This is a genomic window from Limnohabitans sp. Hippo3 (assembly GCF_003063665.1).
GTDB lineage: Bacteria > Pseudomonadota > Gammaproteobacteria > Burkholderiales > Burkholderiaceae_C > Limnohabitans_A.
The window spans coordinates 64,521-83,044 of record NZ_NESF01000010.1 but is presented as its reverse complement, the minus strand read 5'-3'; the positions used below and the strand labels follow the sequence as shown (position 1 = coordinate 83,044).

Below are 18,524 nucleotides of genomic sequence, written 5' to 3'. Positions count from 1 at the left end.
GCCATGAGTGACCTGCACAACCTCAGCGTGAAAGCGCTGGCCACCCTGTTACAGACCCAAGAAGTCAGCGCCGTCGAGGTCGCGACGCGCTTTCTGGCCCGCATGGGCGGCAACCCGCACAACGCCTTTCTGGACATCGACAGCGAAGTGACGCTGGCCCAGGCCCGCGCCTCGGACGCCAAGCTGGCGGACGGCACAGCAGGCCCGCTCGAAGGCGTGCCCGTGGCGCACAAAGATGTGTTCGTCACCCGCGATTTCGACACCACCGCAGGCTCCAAAATGCTCAGCGGCTACCGCTCACCCTTTGACGCCACCGTGGTGCAGCGCCTGCGCACGGCCGGCATGGTGACTTTGGGCAAGCTCAATTGCGACGAATTTGCCATGGGCTCGGCCAACGAAAACTCGGCCTACGGCCCGGTGCAAAACCCCTGGGACACAGCCCGCGTGCCCGGCGGCTCGTCGGGCGGCAGCGCAGCCGCTGTGGCCGCATGCCTGGCCCCCGCCGCTACCGGCACCGACACGGGCGGCTCGATCCGCCAGCCCGCCAGCTTTTGTGGCATCACCGGCATCAAACCCACCTATGGCCGCGCCAGCCGCTACGGCATGATCGCCTATGCCTCGAGCCTCGACCAGGCCGGCCCCATGGCCCGCAGCGCCGAAGACTGCGCCCTGCTTTTGAGCGCCATGTGCGGCGGCGACATTGACCGCGACTCGACCTCGCTGGACATGCCGACCGAAGACTTTGCGGCATCCCTGAACAACTCGCTCGAAGGCCTGCGCATTGGCGTGCCCAAAGAGTTCTTTGGCGAAGGCCTGCACGCCGACGTGCGCACCGCCGTGGATGGCGCTTTGCGCGAGTATGAAAAGCTGGGCGCCAAGCTGGTGCCCATCAGCCTGCCGCGCACCGAATTGTCGATTCCGGTCTACTACATCATTGCCCCAGCCGAAGCCAGCTCCAACCTGAGCCGCTTTGACGGCGTGAAGTTCGGCCACCGCGCCAAGGACTACACCGACCTGGTGGACATGTACAAAAAGACCCGCGCCGAAGGCTTTGGCAACGAGGTCAAGCGCCGCATCATGACGGGCGCTTATGTGCTGAGTCACGGTTACTACGACGCTTACTACCTGCAGGCACAAAAAATCCGCCGCATGATCGCCGACGACTTCCAGAACGCGTTCAAGCAGTGCGACGTGATCGCTGGCCCCGTGGCCCCTTCGGTGGCCTGGAAGTTTGGCGACAACGCCAACGACCCGGTGGCCGACTACCTGGCCGACATCTTCACCCTGCCCGCCTCGCTGGCGGGCCTGCCCGGCATGAGCGTGCCTGCAGGCTTTGGCGCGGGTGGCATGCCCGTTGGGTTGCAGCTGATTGGCAACTACTTCAAGGAAGCCCAGTTGCTGAATGCTGCGCACCGCCTGCAACAAGCGACCGATTTCCACCTCCAGAAACCAGCGGGGGTTTAAGACCATGAGCAAACTCGTCCAAGGCTACGAAGTCGTCATCGGCTTTGAAACACACGCCCAACTCTCGACCACCAGCAAAATCTTCAGCCGCGCCCCAACGGCCTTTGGTGCCGAAGCCAACACACAAGCCTGCGCGGTGGACATGGCCCTGCCCGGCACGCTGCCCGTGATGAACATCGGTGCGGTAGAACGCGCCATCGAATTCGGTCTGGCCATCAACGCCCATGTGGCCGAGCGCAGCATCTTTGCGCGCAAAAACTACTTCTACCCCGACCTGCCCAAGGGCTACCAGATCAGCCAGTTCGAGATCCCGGTGGTGCAAGGCGGCGAGGTGTCGTTCTTCCTCGAAGAAGGCAAAGATACAGTGCGCAAAACCGTGCGCCTGGAGCGTGCCCACTTGGAAGAAGACGCAGGCAAATCGCTGCACGAGGACTTCATTGGCCAGAGCGGCATAGACCTGAACCGCGCAGGCACGCCCCTGCTGGAAATCGTGACCCAGCCCGACATACGCAGCAGCGAAGAAGCCGTGGCCTACGCCAAAGAGCTGCACAAGATCGTCACCTGGATCGGCATCTGCGACGGCAACATGCAAGAAGGCTCATTCCGCTGCGACGCCAACGTGTCCGTGCGCAAACCCGGCCAGCCGCTGGGCACCCGCCGCGAGATCAAGAACCTGAACAGCTTCAAGTTCATGCAGCAAGCCATCGACTACGAAGTGCGCTGGCAGATTGAGCAAATCGAAGACGGCCACACCATCCAGCAAGCCACCGTGCTGTTCGACCCCGACACGGGCGAAACCCGCGCCATGCGCACCAAGGAAGACGCCGCCGACTACCGCTACTTCCCCGACCCGGACCTGCCGCCGCTGGTGATCGGTCGCGACTGGGTCGAGCGCGTCAAAAGTGAAATGGCCGAGCTGCCCCGCGTGATGGCGGAGCGCTTTGTGCGCGACTACGCCCTGCCCGAATACGACGCCACCCAACTGACCCAAAGCAAGGCCGTCGCCGCGTACTTTGAAGCCACCGCCAAAGCCTGCGGCCAGCCCAAACTGGCCAGCAACTGGATCATGGGCGAGGTGTCGCGCCGCCTGAACGCGAGTGAATTGACCATTGAGCAAACGCCGGTCAGTAGCGCCCAATTGGCCACCCTGATCGGCCGCATCAGCGACAACACCATCAGCAACAGCGCGGCACGTCAGGTGTTTGAAGGTCTTTGGAACCAGGAAGGCGAAGTCGACGCCATCATCGAAGCCAAAGGTCTCAAGCAGATGAACGACACCGGCGAGTTGGAAAAGATCATCGACGAAGTCCTGGCCACCAACCCCAAGAACGTGGAAGAGTTCAAGGCCGGCAACGCCAAGGCCCTGAACGGCCTGGTCGGCCCGATCATGAAAGCCAGCAAGGGCAAGGCCAATCCAGGGCAGGTCAATGCTTTGTTGATGAAGAAGCTGGGCTGAAGTTTTTCGAGCGACCGATGGCACTGCTGGATGAACAACTGGTCGAAGAATGGCTGAATCGCCAAAACTTCTTCACGATGCGTGGCATCAAGTGCGGCGTGGATGAAATCGACCTTTTAGCCATCCGACCTGTGCCAGCCGGATTTGAATGTTGGCATGTAGAGGTTCAGATCAGCTATCGCCCTGTTGGGTACATTGGCGGAGATACAAACGCACGCAGACGTACGCCAGATGAATTGAGTGCCGGTGTAGGGCAATGGGTTGAAAAGAAGTTCACGAGTCCACGCAAGATCCAACGCAGAAATGAGATATTGCCCGGTGCCCAGTGGCGGAATTTCCTCGTTCATGCAGTTCTGAAAGATGAAGCAGAGCTATCCCTCATGCAAGCGTTGGGCGTTGAACTCATCCCATACAAGCAGGTCCTGAACGACCTCTGTAATGACAGCAAAAACAAGAGTTCATCCGTAGCAACTGGGATTATTGAGATGCTCAACTTCTTGAAATGATCATCTAGCAATAGAGCCACAACCACCATATGGTCATTTCCAATAATCTCACCATTTACTACCTCCCCGGTCATGGAGGTCAGTTATCCACGGGTCTTGGTCAAGGCCTGATGGATCGGGGTTTCGATGTCACCGGCCGCGAGACGCGGAGCGATTTCCGGATGCTGCCCTTTGATGAACAAGTACAGACCATCGTGGATGATCTGCAAAACCATTTCTGGCATGAACAGGCACGGGTGATCTGCAATTCCTTCGGCTCATATCTTTTCTTGCATGCGCAAACACAAATGCCATCTTTCGTGGGCCGAGTGCTGTTGCTGTCACCCATCGTTGGCGAGTTCACGAACGAACAAGTCAGGACCAGTTTTTCGCCACCAAGACCAGAACGGCTGAAAACGCTGGCCGAGGCAGGACAATTCAATGCACCTGCCCGCTGTGAAATTCATGTCGGTGAAGAAGACTGGCAAAGCATCCCGGCCAATGTCCAGGCCTTTGGTCGGTTGACGGGCATTCCCGTCACGACCGTCCCCAAGGGCGAGCATGATCTGGGTAAAGCCTATGTAGGGCCGCTGCTGGATCGGTGGCTCGCCATTTGATACGGCTTCCCCGCCCACATCTGCACCAATACACCCATCTCGCACAGCGCCGTGAGTTCGCAATACGCGGTGGCGCATGACACGCGGTACAGCGTTCACGTATTTCTCCGTACTGATGCCATTGGCCAATCCATCAGGCTCCACGTCAAAAGTTTGCTGTTCTATATAGGCGTGAGCTGTGGCTCCTATCGCATCAAAATTTACGCTTCAAATGTGAAGCGTAAATCGTTTTTTTGTGCTTCACGACCCTGAGCAACTTTCAGTTGATCGAGAGGTTTGCATTGACAAATCGACTAATTGTCGTAACATACAAACATTAAACCCGAGGTGATGATCATGAGCATTCACACGTTTTCAAGCCGCGATTTCACACGCGATGTGTCCGCAGCCAAGCGCGCTGCCGTGGATGGCCCGGTATTCATCACCGACCGGGGTCGCCCCGCCTTTGCATTGCTCAAAATCGACGACTACTACCGCATGGCTGGAAAATCAGCCCCCTCCCTGCTGGAGGTGATGGACGGTATACCGGGGGGTGAAGGCATCGATTTCGATCCGCCCAAGCTGGGCATTCAGATTCAAGCCGCGAACTTGGACTGAAGGCGATCCATGTTCATTCTGGACACCAACGTCATTTCCGAGCTGCGTCAAGGCAAACCCAACCCGTCCATGGCGGTCCGGCAATGGGCCGCAGGTCAGCCCAGCAACCAGCTGTTTTTGTCAGCCATCACGCTGCTGGAGTTGGAATTGGGCATTCAGGCACTGGAGCGCAAAACACCGCCACAAGGGAGTGCTTTGCGCCATTGGCTGTCTGGCGTTCGCGCCGCTTTTGCGGGCCGCATATTGCCCTTTGCAGAAAACACCGCACCCGTGTGTGCAGGGCTGCACATCCCCAACCCACGCTCTGACCGCGACGCGATGATTGCGGCCACAGCCCTTGAGCACCGATTCACCGTCGTGACGCGCAACGTGGCGGATTTTGAGGCGACGGGAGTGGCGCTTTTGAATCCTTGGCTCAGTTAGCCAAGGGCACGATCTCTTGCTCGATCGCCCCAAACAGGCTCTCGCCGTTCAAGCCTTTCATCTCGATGCGGATGGTGTCGCCGTATTTCATGAACTCGGTGCTGGGCTTGCCGTCCAGGATGGTTTCGATGGCGCGTTTTTCGGCGATGCAGCTGTAGCCTTTGGGCCACTCGGGTTTGCCATTCACTTCAACGCTTTTGTTGCTGACGGTGCCGCTGCCCACGATGGAGCCTGCGCGCACGTTGCGGGTTTTGCAGATGTGGGCGATCAATTGGCCGAAGTGGAAGGTCATCTCGGGGCCGGCTTCGCACATGCCCACTTTGCGGCCGTTCCAGGTGGACTGCAGGGTCAGGTGCACCCGGCCGCCTTGCCATGCGTCACCCAGTTCGTCGGGTGTGATGGCCACGGGGCTGAAGGCGGTGGCGGGCTTGCTTTGGAAGAAGCCAAAGCCCTTGGCCAACTCATTCGGGATCAGGTTGCGCAGGCTCACGTCGTTGACCAGCATGATCAGGCGCACGCCTTCGATGGCATCGTCAGCGCTGGTTTGCATGGGCACGTCGCCCGTGATGACGGCGATTTCGGCTTCAAAGTCGATGCCAAAGGCTTCGCTGGCACACACTACCGGGTCGCAGGGGCCAATGAAATCGTCGCTGCCACCCTGGTACATGAGCGGGTCGGTGTAGAAGCTGCTGGGCACTTCCGAGTTGCGTGCCGCACGGACCAGTTCCACATGGTTGATGTAGGCTGAGCCGTCGGCCCACTGGTAGGCGCGGGGCAACGGGGCCATGCATTGGGCCGGGTCAAACGGGAAAGCGTGGCGTGCTTTGCCTTGGTTCAAGGTCGTATACAGATCCTCCAGCTGGGGGGCCAGAAAGTTCCAGTCGTCCAGCACTGGCTGGAGTTTGCTGGCGATGCCGGTCGCATAATGGGCAGTGCTCAAATCGCGTGAGACCACCACCAGTTGTCCGTCGCGTGAGCCGTCTTTGTAGGTCGCCAGTTTCATGTTGAATGTGTCCGTTCGGGTCGCAATGGGCTACAGTGTGCACCACCGAGAAGTTACGCATTGTTAAACCCGTTTAACTAAACGGAACCCGATTTTAGGCGACATGAACCCAGACAGCACAGCCATCCAAGCCAGAGAGAGCGACAAGGAACGCGCAGGCATTCAGTCGGTGGAGGTCGGTTTTGCCCTGCTGGATGTGCTGGCGCAAGCCCCCGCCCCATTGATGCTGCGAGACCTCGCAGCGGCCGCCCACATGAGCGCCGCCAAAGCCCACCGTTATTTGGTCAGCTTCCAGCGTTTGGGCCTGGTGGTGCAAGACAGCACTAGCACCCGTTACGAGCTGGGGCCCGCCACCTTGCGCTTGGGGCTGGCCACCTTGTCGCGTCTGGACGCCGTGAAGATGGCTCGCGAGCGTTTGCCCGCCTTGATCGAGGCCACCGGGCACACCATGGCCCTGGCCGTCTGGGGCAACCGAGGGCCCACCTTGGTGCATTGGCAAGAAACCCCGCTGGCCATGCCGGTCAGCTTGCGCCTGGGCGATGTGATGCCGCTGTTGTCTTCGGCCACGGGGCGGTGCTTTGCCGCCTTCAACAGCCACGGCGGCGCTGCCGAAAAAGCAGGCCCGATGATCGAAGAAGAATTGGCCTTGGCCCGCAAACTGGGCCGCACCGACTTGCCCAGCACGCCCGCCCAACTGCAGGCCATGGTGAAAGAAACCCGAGAACAGGGCCTGGGCCGCGTGGTCAATGTGTTGCTGCCCGGCATTTCGGGCTTTTGTGCCCCAATTTTTGATGCCGACGGGCACTTGGTGCTGGGCGTGGTGGCGCTGGGTTCGTCCGCCACACTCGACACCGCATGGGATGGGCCGATTGCGCAAAGCTTGCGGCAATTTGCGCAGCAACTGTCGGCCGATCTGGGCTGGCGCAGCTGCTGAACGGGGGCGGTCGGGTGTCTGCACGCTCCAGCGCCAACGCAAGCTCGATCGGGTCAGCGCTGCCGACACGTCGTGCACCGCTCTGGCTCGTGACCGCTGTGCTGGCCGTGCACATGGCCCTGATATTGGGCCTGACCGGCACCTTGGAGTGGCGGTTGCAAACGGGAGAACCGGTACGCGTCGCCCCCATGCAAACCCGCTGGGTGCCGCCCACCCCTGCGCCAAAGGCCACGCCCGTCCAAGCCGCCGCCCCCAAGCCCCGCACCCGGGTAGCCACCGAGCCCAAAGCCGCACCGGCACCGTCTGTTGAGCCCGCCACGGCCCCGCCTGTCGATGTGGCCAGCGCCAACGACAGCAATGCGGCCGAGCCCCCACCTCAGCAGACGGCGCAAGCCCCTGCCGAGGTGCCCACTTCAGTGGAGGCACCAGGGCACAACGCCAGCCCGAACACCAGCGTGCCCGCGCCTGACACCCCAACGCCTGCAGCAGCCCCCGAAACGGCCAGTCTGACCTTGCCGCCCATTCCGCTGGGCGCATTGCCGCCCCCGGTTTTGTTGAGCTACCGTTTGACGGGCCAGGACAAGGGATTGACCTACCACGCCAGCGGTGAATTGCGCTGGCAGCACAACCAATCAGCTTATGCGCTGGCCCTGTCGGTGAAGGCGTTTTTGGTGGGCTCGCGCCATTGGCGCAGCCAGGGTGACATCACCAGCGCCGGCCTGGCCCCCACCCGGTTTTCAGACAGCTGGCGCAACGAGCGGGCCGCCCACTTTGACCGCGTGCAAAACCGGGTGGTCTTCAGCAACAACGCTCCGGTGGCCGCACTGGAGGCAGGCGCGCAAGACCAAATCAGCCTGTATGTGCAACTGGCCGCGGCCATGGCCGGTGAGCCACAGCGCTTTCAGCCCGGCACACGTTTGCAGCTGCAGACCGCTACCGTCCGGGACGCCCTGCCCTGGCTGTTGACCCTGGGTCCGCCCGAAACCCTGCAGCTGAACGGTCAAGCGGTCTCCACCCTCAAATGGGTGTGTCAGCCGCGCAACCGTTTCGATGCCACCGTGGAGTTCTGGGTCTCGGCCCAGCACGCGTGGATGCCGGTGCGCATCCGCATCACCCAGGTCAGCGGCAGCTTCATTGACTTGGTGCTGCGCGGCCAGGAAGCCCTGCCCCCACTGCCTGCCGCAGCACCTGCCGGAGAAAAAACCACACCATCTTGAAGTTGTTCTGCGAAGCCCCACTTGTGAAGCAGAACTTGAGGGAGAATGAACGCATGAACCTGCTTTACGAATCCGAAACTTTTGCCGTGATGCATGTGTTGGCCAACGCGCCTGCGGAACCGGCTCCCGTGACCAGCCAACCCCAGCTGGAGCGCCATGGTTTTGAAATCGTGGACAAGCGCTCGGGCAAAGAGGTGTACCTGGACGGCTCATGGGCCGAAATGTTCCAGCAGCAAATCCAGGCCTGGCAACAGCACACCCCCACGCAGGAAGAAGTCGAAGACACCCTGGAGGGCTACACAGGCCTGGCCCAGCAACCGGTGGTGGTGCACTGACACCGCTTGTCGGTATCGGTGGTTTGTTGTTTTGTCATGCCCGACTTGATCGGGCATCGACGGAATTCAAGCCATGGATACCCGCATGTGCGGGTATGACACGGTTCTTTGATTTGTCACCCCTCAGGCGGCTTGATTGCGTCCACCGACCCACTTGTAAATCGGCCCCACCAAAATCAGTACCGCCACCAGACGGCAGACTTGAAAGGCCGTGACCACGGGCACCCCCAGCTGCAAAACCTTGGCGGTGATCGCCATCTCGGCAATGCCGCCGGGTGAAGTGCCCAAAATCAAGGTGGCCGGGTGCAAGCCCGTGGTGTGGGCCAGGAACAGGCCAAACCCCAACGACAACAGCATCATCACCACCGTGCCTGTGGCCACCGAGGCCAGCCAGCGCGGCGCGGTGTGCACAAACTCGCGCTGAAAGCGCACGCCCAAGCTCACCCCGATGACCAGCTGCGCGGCATTGGACAACGCCGTGGGCACCGCCGACCAGTTGACACCCGACAGCGTCAGCACCATCGACACCAGCAAAGCCCCCATGAACCAGGGGTTGGTGCGCTTGAACCAGATCATGAGCAAGGCACCGCCCGCCGTGGCCAGCGCCAACCAGAGCAAACCCGGCCACTGCGCCACACGCGCGCCGGGCAGCAGGCGCGCATCCACCTGCAAGCCCCAGTAGTTCTGCGCCCATTGCATGGCAAAAGGCACCGACACCACCACGATCACCAGCCGCACACTGTGCGCTGCCGCCACCAGATCGGTGCGTGCACCGTGCCGCTCGGCCAGCAAAGTCATCTCGGACGCGCCGCCAATGGCACTGGCAAAGTAACTGGTGGCCCGCCAAGCGCCGGGCGGCAGGTGCGCAAAATCGGCCACATGCTGGCGTTGCAACCACAGGCCAAACAAGGCCCCCAGTGCCAGCGCCCAAAGCACCGCCAGCGCAATCGCCCACCACAGGCTGACCACCAGCTCGCCGACTTGCGGCGTGAAATACAGGCCCAGCGCCGCGCCAATCACCCACTGCCCGCCGTAGCGCAGCAGTGGCGCACTGCGTGTCGGCGCGCCCAGCACCGACGCCACCGCCGTGGCCAGCAAGGGCCCCAACATCCAGGGGATGGGCGTGTGCAGCCAGACGCACAATTGCGCGGCAGCCAGCGCCGCCAGCAGGGTCAGCGCCACCCGGGTCAATTCACGAAAATTCATGGGCTCAAAAAAAGACCGCCCACGCGGGCGGTCAGGGTCAGGTCAAAAGTGGTCGCATCAGGCGTGGCGGCGGATGCTGTCGGCCACCGTCTGCACGATCTGGTCGATGTGCGCGTCTTCCACAATGTAAGGTGGGCAAATCACCAAATTCTCGCCAGCCGGACGCACCCAAACGCCCTTGTGGAAGCAGTCCATGAAGATGTCATAAGCCCGCTTACCGGGCGTGCCCGGGATGCTGGCCAACTCCACCGCCCCGGCCAGGCCCAGTGTGCGGATGCCGATCACATTGGGCAAGCCCTTCAGGGCGCTGTGCATCGCATCGCCCAGAACACGCCCCTTTTGCCCTGCACGGGCAAACAGGTTTTCTTCCTTCATCAGGTCCAGCGTGGCAATGGCGGCCGCGCAAGCCACAGGGTGACCGGAATAGGTGTAACCGTGGAAGAACTCGATGGCGTGGGCGGGTGAGTTGGCGTTCATCATCGCGTCGTAGATGAAGTCGCGGCAAATCACGCCACCCAGCGGGATCACGCCGTTGGTCACCGCCTTGGCGAAGTTCAGCATGTCGGGCACCACGCCGTAGTAGTCGGCACCAAAGTTCACGCCCAGGCGGCCAAAGCCGGTGATGACCTCGTCAAAAATCAGCAGAATGCCGTGCTTGTCGCAAATCTCGCGCAGGCGCTTCACATAGCCCTTGGGCGGGATGTACCAGCCCGCGCTGCCTGCAATCGGCTCGACGATCACGGCCGCCACGTTGCTCGGGTCGTGCAGCACCAGGATGCGGTTTTCCAGCTCCAGCAGCGGGTCTTCGGCCCACACCGGTTCTTCGTGGTGGATGTAGGCATGGTTCACCGGGTCGTGGATGAAGCGCATGTGGTCGACACGCGGCAGCAGCTGCGCGCCGTACACCTTGCGGTTGGCCGGCAGGCCGCCCACGCTCATGCCGCCGAAGTTGACGCCGTGGTAACCCTTTTCACGGCCGATGAACACGTTGCGGTGGCCTTCGCCCCGGGCGCGGTGGTAGGCCAGCGCCACTTTCAGGGCGGTGTCGGCCGCCTCAGAGCCCGAATTGCAAAACAGCACCTTGTTCAGGTCGCCGGGGGCCATGTCGGCGATCATTTGCGCCGCCTTGAAGGCCTTGTCGTTGCTGGCCTGAAAAGCCGTGGCGTAGTCCAGCGTGTCCAGCTGCTTTTTGATGGCCTCGTTGATCGGGCGGCGGTTGTGGCCCGCGCCCACGCACCAGAGGCTGGAGATGCCGTCGATGACTTTTTTGCCGTCGTGCGTGGTGAAGTGCATGCCCTCGGCACCCACAAACACCCGGGGGTCCTGGCGGAAAGTGCGGTTGGGGGTGAAGGGCAACCATTGGTTGTCCATGTTCAGGTCGGTATGGGCCACGGCAAAAACTCCTCTGAATCGATCAAGCCAGTCAGTTTAAAGCGCAAACGGGCAGGAGCTCGCTCCGGCGTGACACCCTGCGCGATCGGCCAACAGGGGTCTCCTACAATAGAAGGCGACGAAACGACCGTGCCCACCCTCTCCAAGGTCACGGCGAACCCCGCAGTTTGCAGCCATGACGACCACCTACATCCTCACCCTCTCCTGCCCCGACCGTACCGGCATCGTGCACGCCGTGTCGGGTTTTTTGCTGGAGCGGGGCGGCAACATCGAAGAAGCGGCGCAGTACAACGACCACGATACGGGCCTGTTTTTCATGCGGGTGCAGTTCGCCTGCGCCCAAGCCGATGGTCAGGCCCTGAACGCCGAGTGGGGCGCGTTTGCCCAGTCCTTCCAGATGAAATGGGACTTGCACACGGCCACTCAGCCCATGCGCACCGTGCTCATGGTCAGCAAGGAAGGGCATTGCCTCAACGACCTGCTGTTCCGCTGGAAAAGCGGCCTGCTGCCCTTGGACATCCGCGCCATTATCAGCAACCACCGCGAGTTTTACCAACTGGCCGCCAGCTACAACGTGCCGTTTCACCACATCCCGGTGACGGCGGCCACCAAAGAGCAGGCCGAAGCCCGCCAGTACGAGATCATCCAGGCCGAAGGCGCTGAACTGGTGGTCCTGGCCCGCTACATGCAAATCCTGAGCGACGACCTGTGCCGCAAGCTGGCTGGCCGCGCCATCAACATCCACCACAGCTTTTTGCCCAGCTTCAAGGGGGCCAAGCCTTACTACCAGGCCCACGACCGGGGCGTGAAGCTGATTGGCGCGACCGCCCACTATGTGACGGCCGACCTGGACGAAGGCCCGATCATCGAGCAGGACGTGGCCCGTGTGGACCACAGCAAGACGGTGGAAGACCTGACGACCACGGGCCGCGACACCGAAAGCCAGGTGCTGGCCCGCGCGGTCAAATGGCACAGCGAGCACCGCGTGCTGATCAACGGCCACAAGACGGTGATTTTCAAATAATGTCCGCCAACTCACGCATCCCGCCCATCCAGTGCCTCTTGACCTTTGAGGCGCTGGCGCGCTTGCGCAGCGTGACCCAAGCGGCCGAAGAGTTGTGCGTGACGCCCAGCGCGGTGAGCCACCGCGTCAAACAACTCGAGCAGATCATCGGCACCAAGCTGTTTGGCCGGGCCGATTTTTCGCTCACGACCGAGGGCATTGAATACCTGGCCCATGTGCGCGAGGGGCTGGTGTCGCTGCAGCGTTTTCCCAGCGCCAGCCAGACACCGGGCCGACGCAAGCTGCGGCTGGCGGTCACGCCCACGTTTGCCCGCTCGGTGCTGATGCCACGCCTGAAACACTTTCTGGACGCCTACCCCGAGATCGACATCACGCTCCAAGTCAGCATTCCGCTGTTGGACGTGGTGGCCGAAGACGCCGACCTGACGGTGCGTTTTGGCACAGGCCGCTACTCGGATGTCGAGTACGTCTGCCTGGCCAAGGACGAAGTCACGCCCTTGGCATCCCCGGCCTGGTTGCGCGAAAACGGCCCTTTCAGCAGTGCAGAGGAATTGCAAGGGGTGTCCTTGCTGCGCAGCCCATTGGAGCCCTGGCGTACCTGGTTTGCCGCGCACGACCTCGACTGGCCCGAACCCATGGACGGGTCGTCCTTCAACGACATTGGCCTCATGTGCGACGCCGCAGCCCAAGGCCTGGGTGTCGGCCTGATCCGCACCAAGCTGGGTGCGCCATGGCTGGAGAGCGGCCAGCTGGTGCGCCTGTTTGAGCGCAGCGTGCCCAGCCCGCACGCCCACTACCTGTGCTGGCGCACCGGCACCATGGAGCGCTGGGAATGCGCGACCTTTGCTGACTGGCTCAAAAGCGTGTTGGCCTGACCACCGCTTTGCGATACCCGGCTCCCTGAATCGTCATACCCGGCTTGACCGGGTATCCATGACCCCTAAGGCATGGCCCCATGTGCGCTTTTCACAAGCCCATCAAAGATTATTCAGCCCTTCCGGCCGGGCTTGGGCTTACAGTGGAGCCTTCATTTTGAGGTTTTGCATGCCATGAGCGCCAACACCCCCACCGAAATCCGCGAACTGACCGCCACCGAACGTGCCGAGCGCCAACGCGCCGTGGTGCAGGCTTTGGGCCGGGTATTGCCCGCCGACGCCATCCTCTACACCCCCGAGGACACCACGCCTTACGAATGCGACGGCCTGACCGCCTACCGCGAGCGGCCACTGGTGGTCTGCCTGCCGGAGACCGAGGAACAAGTGCAAGCCGTACTCAAAACCTGCCATGCGCTGCAGGTGCCGGTGGTGGCGCGTGGCGCGGGCACCGGCCTCTCGGGCGGAGCCATGCCGCACCGCATGGGCGTGACGCTGTCGATGGCGCGTTTCAACCAAATCAAAACCGTGGACCCGGTCAGCCGCACCGCCGTGGTGCAGTGCGGCGTGCGCAACCTGGCCATCAGCGAAGCCGCTGCGCCCTACGGCCTGTATTACGCGCCCGACCCGTCCAGCCAGATCGCCTGCACGATTGGCGGCAACGTGGCCGAAAACTCAGGCGGTGTGCACTGCCTCAAATACGGCCTCACCGTGCACAACGTGCTCAAAGTCAAAGGCTTCACCATCGAGGGTGACCCGATCGAATTTGGCAGTGATGCACTCGACACCCCCGGCTACGACCTGCTGGCGGTGCTGGTGGGCAGCGAAGGCATGCTGGCCGTGACCACCGAAGTCACCGTCAAACTGGTGCCCAAGCCGCAACTGGCCCGCTGCATCATGGCCAGTTTTGACGATGTGCGCAAAGCGGGCGACGCGGTGGCGGCCGTCATCGCGGCAGGCATCATCCCGGCCGGGCTCGAGATGATGGACGGCCCCATGACGATTGCGGTGGAAGACTTTGTGCACGCGGGCTATGACCTGAGCGCAGCGGCGATTTTGCTGTGCGAAAGCGATGGCACGCCCGAAGAAGTGGAAGAAGAAATCGGCCGCATGAGCGAAGTGCTGCGCAACTGCGGTGCGACCGCCATCACCGTGAGCCGCGACGAAGCCCAACGCCTGAAATTCTGGAGCGGCCGCAAAAACGCCTTCCCGGCTTCAGGCCGAATCAGCCCCGACTACATGTGCATGGACTCGACCATCCCGCGCAAGCGCCTGGCCGACATCCTGCAGGCCATCTCGGAGATGGAAGAAAAATACGCGCTGCGTTGCCTGAACGTGTTCCACGCGGGCGACGGCAACCTGCACCCGCTGATCCTGTTCGATGCCAACGACCCCGACCAGCTGCGCCGCTGCGAGTTGTTTGGCGCCGACATCCTGGAAACCAGCGTGGCCATGGGCGGCACCGTCACGGGCGAGCACGGTGTGGGCATCGAGAAAGTGAACAGCATGTGCGTGCAGTTCAGTGCTGAAGAAAACGAACAGATGTTCGCCGTCAAACGCGCCTTCGACCCCCAAGGCCTTTTGAACCCCGGCAAGGTCATCCCGACCCTGAACCGCTGCGCGGAATACGGGAAGATGCTGGTGCGGGCTGGGGCGATCAAGCACCCCGATTTGCCCCGGTTCTGAACAATACAGTGCCAGTAGGCTGTAGGTCAGTGGCTTCAGCCCCGACATAAGGCCTTTGCAAATTCCGCAGCGTCAGCGCCGCTGAAGACATCGTCGGACCTGAAGGTACCGACCTACAAAAAACAAAAACACATCACTCTCTGATGCCGGGCAATGGGCCTGGGGCGCTACCCCAGTCGGGTGGATAAACGCCATTTTTGACATACCGATGAAACGTGCTGTGCGGCCAATTGCGCACGTGTTGCACATGGCCGTGCTTGACTGGGTTGTAGTGGATGTAATGCATGTGCTGCTCGACATCGCGCTCATCACGCAAGGTGTGCTCCCAGAATCGCCCTTGCCATAAAGCCTGAACCCCCATGCGACGGCGCAGCCTGTGCACCACACCTTGCTTGATGAGCATCCAGCGGGTCGAAAAATCAGCGTCATCCGGCGGCAAACGCCAGATGGCATGCAGGTGGTCGGGCATGAGCACCATGGCCAGGTTTTCGAAAGGCCGCTGCGCGCGCACATGCCGCATCACCTCGCCCAAAGTCTTCACACAGCAAGGCTCTACCAGCCAGGGCTGCCGTTCGTGGGTCACCACCGTGAAAAAGAATGTGCCGCCCGGCGTGTCTGAACAACGGTATTGCATGGCAGCTTCTCCCTGATTTTTTGAAGTCATTGAGCCACGGTTTGAACGAGTCAGCAAGTATGGATTCAGGAGTTGGAATGGCAGTCTGGTAGATCGGCAGCTTTTCCTCTGACACATGTCGATGGTTCACCCCGTCGGGGCTGAAGCTACCGACCTACAATAGAAATCTGGTTGCACACGCAACCATGCGTGCTTCTACTTAGTTGCGTGCGCAACCAGATAAGCCTAAGATCAAGGCTTCGATCCACACCATTCAGACTGAAACACGGCATGTACACGCCCCTCGACCGCACGCTGACCTACCGTCTGCACCAGTTGCACAAGCTGACCGATGCGGACAGCCAGTCGGTTTATCCTGAGCAGACCGGCTTGTCGATGAGCGACGGGCGATGCCTGACCACGATCGGCACCTTCGAGCCCTTGTCGGTCAAGGAGCTGGCCGAAAAATCCAACCTGAACAAGGCCCAGGCCAGCCGCGGGGCGCAAGCCCTGGTGGACCAGGGTCTGGTGCGCAAGGAAGACCGCCCCGACGATGGCCGGGGCGTGGTGCTGACCCTGACCCCCGCCGGACGCAAAGTGTTCAAACGCGCCATGGACATGGTCAACCAGCGCAACGAACAGATTTTCGGCTGCCTGTCTGACAAAGAACAAGCCAGCCTGAGCGCCATGTTCGACCGCCTGATTTCGCACGCCCGCCCCCGCTGAACCCCACACCACGGAAACCACATGCACACCCCCAGCACCGAAGCACGGCCTTCGATTTACTACCACTACGAGGTTTTCAAGCCCTGGCTGGCCTCGAAACACCCCCAGCAAGACCGGGAAAAAGTCGTGGTCGTGGGCTCCGGCCCAGCCGGCATGGTCACCGCGCTCGAACTCGCCCGCCACGGCGTGCCCAGCGTGGTGCTGAGCGCCGAGCTGCAGTTCTCGCAAGGCAGTCGGGCGATTTGCTTCACCCGCCGCTCGATGGAGATCCTGCAGCAAGTCGGCGTGGCCGATCGCATGACTGCAGGCGGCTTGCCCTGGCGCTTTGGCAACTCGTTTTACCGGGGCCAGCGCGTGTTCCGCATGGAGGCGCCGCACGATGCCGATGACCGGTTTTTCCCAATCATCAACGTGCAGCAACAGTTCATGGAGGAGTACCTGCACGACGCCTGCAAAGCGAACCCGTTGATCGACTTCCGCTGGGGCAACAAGGTCACCCGGGTGAACCAGGAAGACGGCTACGCCGTGCTCGAAGTGGACACACCGGAAGGTCCTTACACGCTGGAAAGCGATTGGGTCGTGGCCGCCGACGGCGGGCGCTCGGCCATCCGCAGCGCGATGAACCTGCAGATGGAAGGCGCGTCCTACGAAGGCTTTTTCGTGATCGCCGACATCAAGATTGATTTGCCCTACCCCACCGAGCGCTTGGCCTTTTTTGACCCCGAGTGGAACCCCGGCAACACCATCCTGATGCACCGCGAACCGAACGGCATCTGGCGCGTGGACTACCAGCTGCCCCCCGGCGAGACGCCCGAAGAGGCACTGCGCCCCGAATCGCTCAAGGCCCGCATCGACGCGCAACTGGCCATGATCGGCCACGCAGGCGTGCCGTGGGAGATGGACTGGTCTTCGGTCTACTCGGCCCGCACGCTCACCCTGCCCGACTTCGTGCACGGCAGCGTCATCTTCACGGGCGACGCGGCGCACCTGCTGCCGATTTTTGGCGTGCGCGGGGCAAACACCGCCTTTCAGGATGCGCAGTCGCTAGGCTGGCATCTGGCCTTTGTGGTCAAGGGCCTCGCAGGCAAAAAGCTGCTGGCCAACCACAGCGCCGAGCGCGTGGGCGCGGCCCGCGAAATCATCACCGAAGCGGGCAAAAGCACCCGCTTCATGACACCGCCCAGCCCAGGCTTCAGGTTGCTGCGCGACGCGGTGCTGTCGCTCTCGCTCACGCAGGAATTCGTGCGCCCCCTGTACCACTGGCGCACCTCGCGTCCGCACGAGTACACGCACTCCATGCTCAACAGCACGGGCGACGACAACGCCTTGTTCAAGAGCGACCCAGCCCACGGCGCGCCGCCGCAAAACGTGCGCCTGGGCGCCAACGACTTCCTGCTCGACCACCTGGGCGGCGGTTTTGATCTGCTGTACTTCAGCGACGCGCGCGCTGTACCCGATGCACTGCAGCAAGTCATTCAACAGGCGCGAAAACAAGGCCTGCCGATCAAAGTGATCGCTGTCGGCGCGAGCCAGCCTGTGACAGGCGCTGACAAAACCCTGCCCGATGCCGATGGCCACCTGCGCCAGCGCTACGGCGTGCCTGCCAACGGCGGTGCGTATTTGCTGCGCCCCGACCAGCACATCTGTGCGCGCTGGCTCACCCTCGACGCCACGCGCCTGCAAGCCGCGCTGACCACCGCACTGCCCCAATAAGGACACCCCATGTCACAACCCACACTCACCATCGACGGGCTGGAGTCCGTGTACGACGCCTTGGCTACTGCCATTGACCAGGCCGGCCCGGACAAGACCACTTTGTTTCTCGTCAAATTGGCCTTGCTCAACGCCAACGCGCTGGCCGACGCACAACTCTTCCAGCAGCAGATCACCACCGCCCTGCAAGACCTCTGAACCTATCATTCACCAGGAGACCCCCATGCTCGTTCAATCCGTTCACCACGTCGCCTACCGCTGCAAAGACGCCAAAGAAACCGTCCAGTGGTACGAAAAGCACCTTGGCATGAAATTCGTGCTGGCCATCGCCGAAAACGAAGTGCCCTCGACCAAGGCCCCAGACCCCTACATGCACGTCTTTCTGGATGCAGGCCACGGCAACATCCTGGCTTTTTTTGAGCTGCCCAACCAGCCCGAAATGGGTCGCGACGAAAACACCCCCGCCTGGGTGCAGCACCTGGCGCTCAAGGTCGACTCACTCGACACCCTGCTGGCAGCCAAAAAGAAACTGGTCGATGCGGGCATCGAGGTGCTCGGCCCCACCGACCACACCATCTTCAAGAGCATTTATTTCTTTGACCCCAACGGCCACCGCCTGGAGCTGGCCGCCGATTGCGGCACGCCCGAGATGATGAAAAAACTCGACGACGTGAAATGGGACATGCTCGAAGAATGGAGCCAGACCAAGCGCGCACCCAAGCACGCCGCCTGGATGCACGACGGCAGCATGGCTTCTTGAG

20 protein-coding genes are annotated in these 18,524 nt (G+C 61.8%); 16 read left to right on the top strand and 4 right to left on the bottom strand.

What is annotated here, in order from left to right; translation table 11 throughout:
* Positions 1-3: 3 nt before the first annotated feature.
* The 6 genes from gatA (at position 4) to B9Z34_RS11410 (ending at position 5,042) form a co-directional block, all read left to right on the top strand.
* Positions 4-1,464: an Asp-tRNA(Asn)/Glu-tRNA(Gln) amidotransferase subunit GatA gene (gatA, locus tag B9Z34_RS11435; RefSeq protein ID WP_108428243.1), complete on the top strand. Its 1,461-nt coding sequence runs from the start codon at positions 4-6 to the stop codon at positions 1,462-1,464.
* Positions 1,465-1,468: 4 nt separating this feature from the next.
* Entirely contained in the window at positions 1,469-2,920 is a 1,452-nt protein-coding gene (gene gatB / locus B9Z34_RS11430) for an Asp-tRNA(Asn)/Glu-tRNA(Gln) amidotransferase subunit GatB (protein ID WP_108428242.1), read from the top strand.
* A 17-nt stretch (positions 2,921-2,937) separates the two neighbouring features.
* On the top strand, positions 2,938-3,426 hold the full coding sequence (locus tag B9Z34_RS11425; RefSeq protein WP_108428241.1) for a hypothetical protein: 489 nt from the start codon (positions 2,938-2,940) through the stop codon (positions 3,424-3,426).
* Between the two features lie 29 nt (positions 3,427-3,455).
* On the top strand, positions 3,456-4,022 hold the full coding sequence (locus B9Z34_RS11420) for a hypothetical protein (RefSeq protein WP_146179655.1): 567 nt from the start codon (positions 3,456-3,458) through the stop codon (positions 4,020-4,022).
* Between the two features lie 336 nt (positions 4,023-4,358).
* A complete protein-coding gene (locus B9Z34_RS11415; RefSeq protein ID WP_108428281.1) occupies positions 4,359-4,619 on the top strand; it encodes a type II toxin-antitoxin system prevent-host-death family antitoxin in 261 nt (86 codons plus the stop codon).
* Positions 4,620-4,628: 9 nt separating this feature from the next.
* Positions 4,629-5,042 carry a type II toxin-antitoxin system VapC family toxin gene (locus tag B9Z34_RS11410; RefSeq protein WP_108428239.1) on the top strand — a complete coding sequence of 138 codons (414 nt, stop codon included), beginning with the start codon at positions 4,629-4,631 and terminating at the stop codon, positions 5,040-5,042.
* Here the strand turns inward: B9Z34_RS11410 and B9Z34_RS11405 are convergent.
* A complete protein-coding gene (locus B9Z34_RS11405; protein ID WP_108428238.1) occupies positions 5,035-6,045 on the bottom strand; it encodes a fumarylacetoacetate hydrolase family protein in 1,011 nt (336 codons plus the stop codon). The two genes, B9Z34_RS11410 and B9Z34_RS11405, sit on opposite strands and share 8 nt — an antisense overlap.
* 103 nt (positions 6,046-6,148) lie before the next feature.
* Here B9Z34_RS11405 and B9Z34_RS11400 point away from each other — a divergent pair, with 103 nt between their 5' ends.
* From B9Z34_RS11400 to B9Z34_RS11390, 3 genes are all read left to right on the top strand, one after another.
* Positions 6,149-6,979, top strand: coding sequence for an IclR family transcriptional regulator (locus B9Z34_RS11400; protein WP_108428237.1), 831 nt, complete (start codon positions 6,149-6,151; stop codon positions 6,977-6,979).
* 89 nt (positions 6,980-7,068) lie between these two features.
* A complete protein-coding gene (locus B9Z34_RS11395) occupies positions 7,069-8,196 on the top strand; it encodes a DUF3108 domain-containing protein (RefSeq protein ID WP_233249569.1) in 1,128 nt (375 codons plus the stop codon).
* A gap of 53 nt (positions 8,197-8,249) precedes the next feature.
* Positions 8,250-8,531 carry a DUF3567 domain-containing protein gene (locus tag B9Z34_RS11390; RefSeq protein WP_108428235.1) on the top strand — a complete coding sequence of 94 codons (282 nt, stop codon included), beginning with the start codon at positions 8,250-8,252 and terminating at the stop codon, positions 8,529-8,531.
* A 123-nt stretch (positions 8,532-8,654) separates the two neighbouring features.
* On the opposite strand, the gene B9Z34_RS11385 is transcribed toward B9Z34_RS11390, so the two are convergent.
* Both B9Z34_RS11385 and B9Z34_RS11380 read right to left on the bottom strand, forming a co-directional pair.
* The gene (locus B9Z34_RS11385) at positions 8,655-9,737 is read right to left on the bottom strand and encodes an AbrB family transcriptional regulator (RefSeq protein ID WP_108428234.1); all 1,083 of its coding nucleotides are present in this window, start codon (positions 9,735-9,737) and stop codon (positions 8,655-8,657) included.
* 57 nt (positions 9,738-9,794) lie between these two features.
* On the bottom strand, positions 9,795-11,129 hold the full coding sequence (locus B9Z34_RS11380; protein ID WP_108428233.1) for an aminotransferase class III-fold pyridoxal phosphate-dependent enzyme: 1,335 nt from the start codon (positions 11,127-11,129) through the stop codon (positions 9,795-9,797).
* Between the two features lie 175 nt (positions 11,130-11,304).
* Between B9Z34_RS11380 and purU the strand changes: the two genes are divergently transcribed.
* From purU to B9Z34_RS11365, 3 genes are all read left to right on the top strand, one after another.
* Positions 11,305-12,153, top strand: a complete 849-nt coding sequence (purU, locus tag B9Z34_RS11375) for a formyltetrahydrofolate deformylase (RefSeq protein WP_108428232.1) — start codon at positions 11,305-11,307, stop codon at positions 12,151-12,153.
* A complete protein-coding gene (locus B9Z34_RS11370) occupies positions 12,153-13,028 on the top strand; it encodes a LysR substrate-binding domain-containing protein (protein WP_108428231.1) in 876 nt (291 codons plus the stop codon). The genes purU and B9Z34_RS11370 overlap by 1 nt, the downstream gene beginning before the upstream one ends.
* A gap of 174 nt (positions 13,029-13,202) precedes the next feature.
* Positions 13,203-14,711, top strand: a complete 1,509-nt coding sequence (locus tag B9Z34_RS11365) for an FAD-linked oxidase C-terminal domain-containing protein (RefSeq protein ID WP_108428230.1) — start codon at positions 13,203-13,205, stop codon at positions 14,709-14,711.
* A gap of 133 nt (positions 14,712-14,844) precedes the next feature.
* On the opposite strand, the gene B9Z34_RS11360 is transcribed toward B9Z34_RS11365, so the two are convergent.
* Positions 14,845-15,345, bottom strand: coding sequence for a transposase (locus tag B9Z34_RS11360; protein ID WP_108428229.1), 501 nt, complete (start codon positions 15,343-15,345; stop codon positions 14,845-14,847).
* A 270-nt stretch (positions 15,346-15,615) separates the two neighbouring features.
* On the opposite strand from B9Z34_RS11360, the gene B9Z34_RS11355 reads away from it, so the two are divergent.
* Genes B9Z34_RS11355 through B9Z34_RS11340 form a run of 4 tightly spaced genes read left to right on the top strand, consistent with a single transcriptional unit; the run spans position 15,616 to position 18,523 of the window.
* Positions 15,616-16,050: a MarR family winged helix-turn-helix transcriptional regulator gene (locus B9Z34_RS11355; RefSeq protein WP_108428228.1), complete on the top strand. Its 435-nt coding sequence runs from the start codon at positions 15,616-15,618 to the stop codon at positions 16,048-16,050.
* A 21-nt stretch (positions 16,051-16,071) separates the two neighbouring features.
* A complete protein-coding gene (locus B9Z34_RS11350; protein ID WP_108428227.1) occupies positions 16,072-17,763 on the top strand; it encodes an FAD-dependent monooxygenase in 1,692 nt (563 codons plus the stop codon).
* 9 nt (positions 17,764-17,772) lie between these two features.
* Positions 17,773-17,961, top strand: a complete 189-nt coding sequence (locus tag B9Z34_RS11345; protein ID WP_108428226.1) for a DUF2783 domain-containing protein — start codon at positions 17,773-17,775, stop codon at positions 17,959-17,961.
* A 25-nt stretch (positions 17,962-17,986) separates the two neighbouring features.
* Positions 17,987-18,523 (top strand): VOC family protein, encoded by a 537-nt coding sequence (locus B9Z34_RS11340; protein ID WP_108428225.1) that lies wholly within the window; start codon positions 17,987-17,989, stop codon positions 18,521-18,523.
* The last annotated feature ends 1 nt before the right edge of the window (position 18,524 follow it).

Excerpts from the sequence above, each read along its gene's own strand:
- gatA (WP_108428243.1), top strand. The coding sequence starts at position 4 with ATGAGTGACCTGCACAACCTCAGCGTGAAAGCGCTGGCCACCCTGTTA.
- gatB (WP_108428242.1), top strand. The coding sequence starts at position 1,469 with ATGAGCAAACTCGTCCAAGGCTACGAAGTCGTCATCGGCTTTGAAACA.
- B9Z34_RS11425 (WP_108428241.1), top strand. The coding sequence starts at position 2,938 with ATGGCACTGCTGGATGAACAACTGGTCGAAGAATGGCTGAATCGCCAA.
- B9Z34_RS11420 (WP_146179655.1), top strand. The coding sequence starts at position 3,456 with ATGGTCATTTCCAATAATCTCACCATTTACTACCTCCCCGGTCATGGA.
- B9Z34_RS11415 (WP_108428281.1), top strand. The coding sequence starts at position 4,359 with ATGAGCATTCACACGTTTTCAAGCCGCGATTTCACACGCGATGTGTCC.
- B9Z34_RS11410 (WP_108428239.1), top strand. The coding sequence starts at position 4,629 with ATGTTCATTCTGGACACCAACGTCATTTCCGAGCTGCGTCAAGGCAAA.
- B9Z34_RS11405 (WP_108428238.1), bottom strand. The coding sequence starts at position 6,045 with ATGAAACTGGCGACCTACAAAGACGGCTCACGCGACGGACAACTGGTG.
- B9Z34_RS11400 (WP_108428237.1), top strand. The coding sequence starts at position 6,149 with ATGAACCCAGACAGCACAGCCATCCAAGCCAGAGAGAGCGACAAGGAA.
- B9Z34_RS11390 (WP_108428235.1), top strand. The coding sequence starts at position 8,250 with ATGAACCTGCTTTACGAATCCGAAACTTTTGCCGTGATGCATGTGTTG.
- B9Z34_RS11385 (WP_108428234.1), bottom strand. The coding sequence starts at position 9,737 with ATGAATTTTCGTGAATTGACCCGGGTGGCGCTGACCCTGCTGGCGGCG.
- purU (WP_108428232.1), top strand. The coding sequence starts at position 11,305 with ATGACGACCACCTACATCCTCACCCTCTCCTGCCCCGACCGTACCGGC.
- B9Z34_RS11370 (WP_108428231.1), top strand. The coding sequence starts at position 12,153 with ATGTCCGCCAACTCACGCATCCCGCCCATCCAGTGCCTCTTGACCTTT.
- B9Z34_RS11365 (WP_108428230.1), top strand. The coding sequence starts at position 13,203 with ATGAGCGCCAACACCCCCACCGAAATCCGCGAACTGACCGCCACCGAA.
- B9Z34_RS11360 (WP_108428229.1), bottom strand. The coding sequence starts at position 15,345 with ATGCAATACCGTTGTTCAGACACGCCGGGCGGCACATTCTTTTTCACG.
- B9Z34_RS11355 (WP_108428228.1), top strand. The coding sequence starts at position 15,616 with ATGTACACGCCCCTCGACCGCACGCTGACCTACCGTCTGCACCAGTTG.
- B9Z34_RS11350 (WP_108428227.1), top strand. The coding sequence starts at position 16,072 with ATGCACACCCCCAGCACCGAAGCACGGCCTTCGATTTACTACCACTAC.
- B9Z34_RS11345 (WP_108428226.1), top strand. The coding sequence starts at position 17,773 with ATGTCACAACCCACACTCACCATCGACGGGCTGGAGTCCGTGTACGAC.
- B9Z34_RS11340 (WP_108428225.1), top strand. The coding sequence starts at position 17,987 with ATGCTCGTTCAATCCGTTCACCACGTCGCCTACCGCTGCAAAGACGCC.